The organism is Arcicella sp. GW458-12-2-14-TSB2 (genome assembly GCF_059423785.1).
In genome coordinates, this window is sequence record NZ_JBWKYN010000052.1 from 24,605 (window position 1) to 31,291 (window position 6,687).

Here is a 6,687-nt window from a genome sequence, read left to right on the forward strand (position 1 = left end):
AACCCTCCTTTTTTTTATTCTGCTAATATTCCCTGAAGTATTTTAACAGCTTTTGCTAAAATAATTTCTAATTGAGCAAATTCAGATTTTATGATTTCGATATCTTCCTTGGCTAAAGCTTTGCTTTCAAGTGACTTTAAAATGCCACCTTCATTGACGCCCATTGATGAGAAAGAAGATTTTAATTTATGAGCTGTCGCTTTAATGCCGGGGTAATTTACTTCGCTGATAGCTTTTCTAAGGATATCAAACTCAATAGGCATTTGGCTCAAATATAACTCAATAATCTCTTGCTCAAATTCTTTGTTACCATCAGATAATTCCTGTAAATAGGATAAATCCACGATTCCATCTAGATTTTCTTCCATAGTACTAACTTTGTTTTGATCGTTTAGTTCTGCATAATTTATGATTTTCTCAAATAATTCCTGAGGGACAAAAGGCTTTGGGATATAGTCATTCATACCAATCGAAATACATTTTTCCTTTTCTCCAACCAATGAATGTGCAGTCATTGCGATAATTGGCGTGTTTATTTGTAATTGTTTTCTAATATATTCAGTAGCTTGATACCCATCCATTTCGGGCATTTGTAAATCCATCAAAATTACTTCATATTCGTTTATTTGTACCTTTTCAGTAGCAATTTTTCCATTTTCTGCTAAATCAACATCAAAACCAAACTTAGAGAGTACTTTTAAGGCTAATTTTTGATTCAAAGGATTGTCTTCTACCAAAAGTACTTTTATTTGTCGGTCACTTTTAAGTACTGAGTTTTTAGCATCATTATCGTTGACTTTGTCCTTAACATCTATACCGAATGGTAAGCTAAAACAAAACGTTGAGCCTTTGCCTGGGCTACTTTCCACCCATAGTTGGCCATCTTGAAGTGCCACTAATGATTTGGAAATACTTAAACCCAAGCCTGTTCCACCATATTTTCTAGTAGTATCGCTATCTGCCTGAGTAAATCTGTCAAAAATAGAATCTAGCTTTTCGTTTGAAATGCCTATTCCTGTATCCATTACACTAAACAAAATTACACATTCTGTGGAAGACTCTTTGCTTAACTCCACTAAAATCTTTACTCTACCTTTTTCAGTAAATTTAATAGCATTGTTCGTAAGGTTCAGTAAAATCTGGTTTAAACGTGTAGGGTCACCAATAACAAACGTAGGAATATTTTCATCAATGATACTGCTTAATTCCAGTCCTTTTTCTTTGGCCTTATGATTTAAAACAGCTTTAGCATTTTTCAATAAATCTTTGATGTTAAAAGATATTTTTTCAATAACAATATGGCCTGATTCGATTTTTGAAATATCAAGAATATCATTGATGATTCCCAATAAGTTTTCTGAAGCAATATTGATATTTGATACATAATCACGTTGTTCCTCTTCTAATTCAGTATCCTTCAATAAATTAGAAAAGCCAATAATAGCATTCATGGGCGTACGAATCTCATGGCTCATATTAGCCAAAAAGGTATCTTTCGCAAGGGCATTTTGTTCAGCCGTTTCTTTTGCTTTTATTAATTCTTTTTCCATCAGAATTCTATCTGTTATATCTACAGCATTTCCAATTATGTATTGTTGTCCTTCAATAAGCTCAGACAGTACATTATTATATAGCCATGTTCTATGCGACCCGTTTTTATGGATTACCTTCATCAGTCCTTTGCTTCTACCAGTAGCTGTAATCTCTTGAAGGTACATTTTTACTCCCTTGATAGAAGATTCTGGAATAATATCAAACAAACTTTTTCCTAAAATTTCTTCTTTCGTATAGCCAATCAAATCTGCTCCCGCAGGATTTATCGTCAGAATGTTACCATAAATATCATGAGTACCCATGAGCCCTTGCGTATTCTCAAAGAACCCTCTATGTCTGTTTTCACTCATTAAAAGTTGGTTTTCCCAAACCTTTTTCTCGGTAATATCTTTACCAATTCCCATGAAACCAGTAATGACATTGTGGTTGTCTCTTAAAGAAGTAACAGAAAGTTCTACTGTCAACTTAGATTTATCTTTTCTAATATAAGTCCACTCATTAGTGTCTGCTACTCCTAATCTCGCCTTCGCATGAAATACTTCATGCCCCGGTTCTATCGTGGTATGTAGTTCTTCTGATAATTCTTTGGCTCGTTTTTCTACTTCGTCTTTATCATGAATGATTTCAGGAGTCACTTTACCAATCACCTCCTCTGCTTTATACCCCAACATCAATTCAGCACCACGATTGAATGTTTTAATAGTACTATTATTAGGGTCAACAGATATGATAGAATACTCTGTACCATCCAGAATAATATTCTGAATTTCAGAAAGTTTTTCAACTTCAACTTCTAAACGCTTATAGTCGGTAATATCTCTGGCAATGGCATAAATTGTTCCTGTTTCTTTATCAGGTGTAGCTACCCATTCCAAGAATTTATAACCGCCAGATTTCGTTTTAAAACGATGTGTAAAATTTAATGAGCTAGTAGTCTCGTTCTCTAGTTTATCAATTTCCTGTTTTGTTGCCTCAATATCGTCTGGATGTATGAAATTAAAAAATGATTTATCAATTAAATCTACGCCATCCCATCCCAGCGTTTTGCAAAATGCTGGATTTATTTTTTTTAAATATCCTTCAATTTTTGCAATACAAATCATGTCTCTCGACTCTAAGAATAGCTTCTCGTAGTTTTTGAGTACCATTCTTTCTTTTCTCGCCACAAGCTGTGCCGCTACTTCCTTCGCTAGAATCGTTAATGCTAACTGCTGATCTTCATTGAGTTTTTTTACTTTATTATCAATAACACAGAGTGAACCAAGGGCATATCCATCAGGGTCAATCAAGGGATAACCAGCGTAGAATCGAACATTTGGAAAATCATTAACGAGTATATTATTTTTAAATCGATCATCTAAAAGAGCATCTTCTACCTCAAAAATTGTATCTCCTACAATAGTGTACTGACAAAATGAAATATCTCTAGCCGTTTGATTAGCGTCTAAACCTATATTAGATTTAAACCATTGTCTATCTTTATCAATTAACGAAATCAAAGAAATAGGTACTCCGCATATTACAGATGCTAATTTTGTAAGCCTATCAAACTCTTCTTCGGGCAAAGTATCAAGTATATTATACTCATCTAATGCCTTTAACCGCAAATCTTCATTTGCTGGTATGGGTAATTCATTTTTCTCCATGATCGAAGTATATTTAATAAAATAATAAGGAGTCGACAATGGATATTGTTAGTAGATACTATCAAATAATGCTAACAATCAGTCAAAAATAATAACTATTCCAAAGTATGACTTCGTATTTTGCAAAGAAATTTATGCTAGAATACAAAAATTAATTTGCTGTTTACTCAAAAAAAATTATGAACAAGGGTTCATATCATTTATTAACTACTCTTCATTTTTAGCAATGGTCAAATTTTGATAAAAAACCTATGTCAATACAAGCATTATTCATGCCATTTAAACATGACATAAAATTTTATCCTAATACTTTTACGTTATTTATATTTTCATGTACTTTGCCATTAATAAAGCCTACTATTTTGTTAAACAAATCTTTTGGTGAAAAAGGTTTGGTAATATAATCATTCATACCAACAGCCATACACTTTTCTTTTTCGCCTATTAATGAATGTGCCGTCAGGGCAATAATGGGCGTATTATTTTTAAGCGTATTCCTAATATAGCTTGTGGCTTGATAGCCGTCCATTTCAGGCATTTGCAAATCCATCAAAATTACATCATATTCATGCTTTTGTACCTTCATTACTGCTATTTTTCCATTCTCAGCAAGCTCAGGGAAAAAGCCAAATCGCTCTAATACTTTTAATGCAAGCTTTTGGTTTAATACATTGTCTTCCGCTAATAATATTTTCACTTTGTGAGTAGGGTCTATCGGTAAAAGATGGGTTTCTTGTTTTAACATTACCGTATCATTTACCTTTCTAAAAGTTAGGTTAAAATAAAAAGTTGACCCCTCATTTGGCTGACTTTCTACAAAGATATTACCTTTCTGTTTTTCTATTAATAGTTTAGAAATACTTAACCCTAAGCCCGTACCCCCATATTTTCTGGTAGTATCCGAGTTCGCCTGAGCGAAACGGTCGAATATGACGGTTTGTTTATCTTGGGGTATTCCTATACCCGTATCCATGATTTTGAATAAAATAGAATATTCTTCGGCTGTTTCTGATTGTAATTCTAGTACGATTTTTACCGAACCTTTTTCAGTAAACTTAATGGCATTATTGGTAAGGTTTAAAAAAATCTGATTCAGCCTTGTTGGGTCTCCAATTACTGTTACTGGGATATTATCAGGCACAAAACAGTCTAGTTCCAACCCTTTGCCAAGTGCTTTATAAGTAAGCACTGCTTTTACGTTCTTAACCAGTTCATGAAGATTAAAAGGAACAGATTCTATCACTAAATGACCTGATTCAATTTTAGAAAGATCCAGAATATCATTAATTATTCCTAAAAGATTTTCTGCCGCAGTATTAATATTTGATACAAACTCTTTTTGTTCCGAATCTAATTTGGTTTCTTTTAATAGATTAGCAAAACCTGTTATGGCATTCATCGGCGTACGTATTTCATGGCTCATATTGGCTAGAAAAACATCCTTCGCATGGGCATTTCTTTCTGCTGATACTTTGGCACTTATCAACTCACGCTCCATTTTAATCCGTTCTGTCATATCGACAGAGTTTCCGATAACATATTTTCTGCCATCTAACAATTCAGCTAATACATTATTTGAAAGCCAAGTTCTAAATGAACCATTTTTATGTACAACCTTCACTAACCCTTTGTATGAATGATTCACCGCAATTGATTCAAGATACCTTTGTATTTTATCTCTAGTTCTTTCAGGGGTAATATCAAATAGACTTTTAGTCAAAAATTCATCTGTAGTATAGCCTAATAGGGCTGCACCCGCAGGGTTAACAGTTAAAAAGTTTCCTTCAAGGTCATGTGTACACATCAGACCTTGTGAGTTTTCAAAGAAACCGCGATGTTCTTCTTCACTTAATAACAGTTTGCGTTCCCACGTTCTTTTAGCAGTAACATCTTGTACTTGCCCGATTACGTTAAGAGGTTTTCCTTTATGGTCTCTGACGATGGTTGCTACTAGCTCAACCCAAACGTTAGTATTATTTTTAGTAATGTAACGATTCTGAAAAGAGATAACTGAGGATACCCCCGACAAGAGTTTTAAAAAGAAATCATCACTCATCTTTAAATCATCAGGATGTATTAAGTCTCTGATATTTAATGACAAAAGTTCTGTTTTGTCATATTGAGTAATGGATGAAAAAGCCTCGTTTACTTCGATAAATGTACTCGTGGCAAGTTCGGCAATAAACATACCTGTTGCGGCATTATCAAAGGTTTGTCTGAACCTTTCTTCGCTCAAAGATATTTGCTTATCCTTTACCTTTTTCTCGTGAATATCCTGAAAAGTACCATACAACCGAACGCATTTATGCTGTTCAATAATTGTCTTTGCCGTTACCCTTACCCATTTTTTTAAACCTTTCTGTGTAATGATTTGTACTTCTAAGTCAAAATCATCGCCATATTTAACAGCTTTGATAATGGCTCTGATGATAGCCTTTCTACTTTTGCCATTTCTAAAGAAATACAGGGATTCTTTAAAAGTAGGTTCATAGTCAGGGTCAACTTCGTGTAGTTCCCGCGTAATTGCTGACCAAAAGAAAGTCTTTTTCTCTATATCTATTTCCCATCTGCCAACACGCGCTACATTATTAGTGATATCCAGTATTTCAGCAAGCCTAGAAACGTTTATTTCACTTTGCTGTAATTTACTATGGTCTTTGCCAAAGATATTTAAACTGCTATTGGCACTAGAAAGTACAAACCATTCAATTGTTTTATAGCTGCCTTCTTTCGTTTTAATTTGATTAACAAACTGACCAGAGCTATTAGTCAATAAAATATTTTTTAGGCGATTGATACTTGTTAATTTATCATTTGCATGAATTAATTCATCTATCGATTTTCCTATAATTTCGTTGTGCTCCCAACCTAATACCTGATGGAAAGAAGTATTAGCATTAATGAATTTCAGTTCTGTATTTAAAGTTGCAATTAAATCAGTCGAACTTTTAACAAACGAATGGTAACTATCAAGAACTGTATTATTCGTGAGTTTATCAGCAATTTCGGCTAACAAGCTTTCTAGGGCTTGTTCTTGTTTTTTGCTTAGTGTTTTTGCTTCATATCCTAATAAAGAAAGTACTCCCAACACTTTGCCCTGTGCATTATTAATCGGAAAACCTGCATAAAAAAGAATAGCAGTTTCGGCAAATGGTAATACACCACTAAAGTGAGATTGATGCTTTAGGGTATTTTCAATAATAATGCTTGATTTTGATTTGATTACTTCTTTACAAAGTAAGAGTAAGTTTGACGCGAACGATTGCTCGTTACTATCCAAATGGGGCGTGTTAGTAGGATATGCTAAATTTTCATCAAAAACTGTTATATAAGCCAAAGGTACATCGCAAAGTAAAGAAGCCAAGTTTGTAAGATGACTAAACGCTTTAAAGTTTTTGCTTTGTACTTCGTCTATTAACATTTTTTTCATTTTACTTATTAAGAATCAGGCAAATAAATTTTTAGTGGAAAATTAAACTTTCAACAG

2 protein-coding genes are annotated in these 6,687 nt (G+C 33.5%); both read right to left on the reverse strand.

Going from position 1 to position 6,687, the window contains the following annotated elements; all coding sequences use genetic code 11:
• Nucleotides 1-14: 14 nt before the first annotated feature.
• Nucleotides 15-3,200, reverse strand: a complete 3,186-nt coding sequence (locus AC07XN_RS09730; protein ID WP_494742896.1) for a PAS domain S-box protein — start codon at nucleotides 3,198-3,200, stop codon at nucleotides 15-17.
• Nucleotides 3,201-3,498: 298 nt separating this feature from the next.
• Nucleotides 3,499-6,630, reverse strand: a complete 3,132-nt coding sequence (locus AC07XN_RS09735; protein ID WP_494742897.1) for a PAS domain S-box protein — start codon at nucleotides 6,628-6,630, stop codon at nucleotides 3,499-3,501.
• Nucleotides 6,631-6,687 lie beyond the last annotated feature (57 nt).

Coding starts and splice junctions, on each gene's coding strand:
- AC07XN_RS09730 (WP_494742896.1), bottom strand. CDS start 3,200: ATGGAGAAAAATGAATTACCCATACCAGCAAATGAAGATTTGCGGTTA.
- AC07XN_RS09735 (WP_494742897.1), bottom strand. CDS start 6,630: ATGAAAAAAATGTTAATAGACGAAGTACAAAGCAAAAACTTTAAAGCG.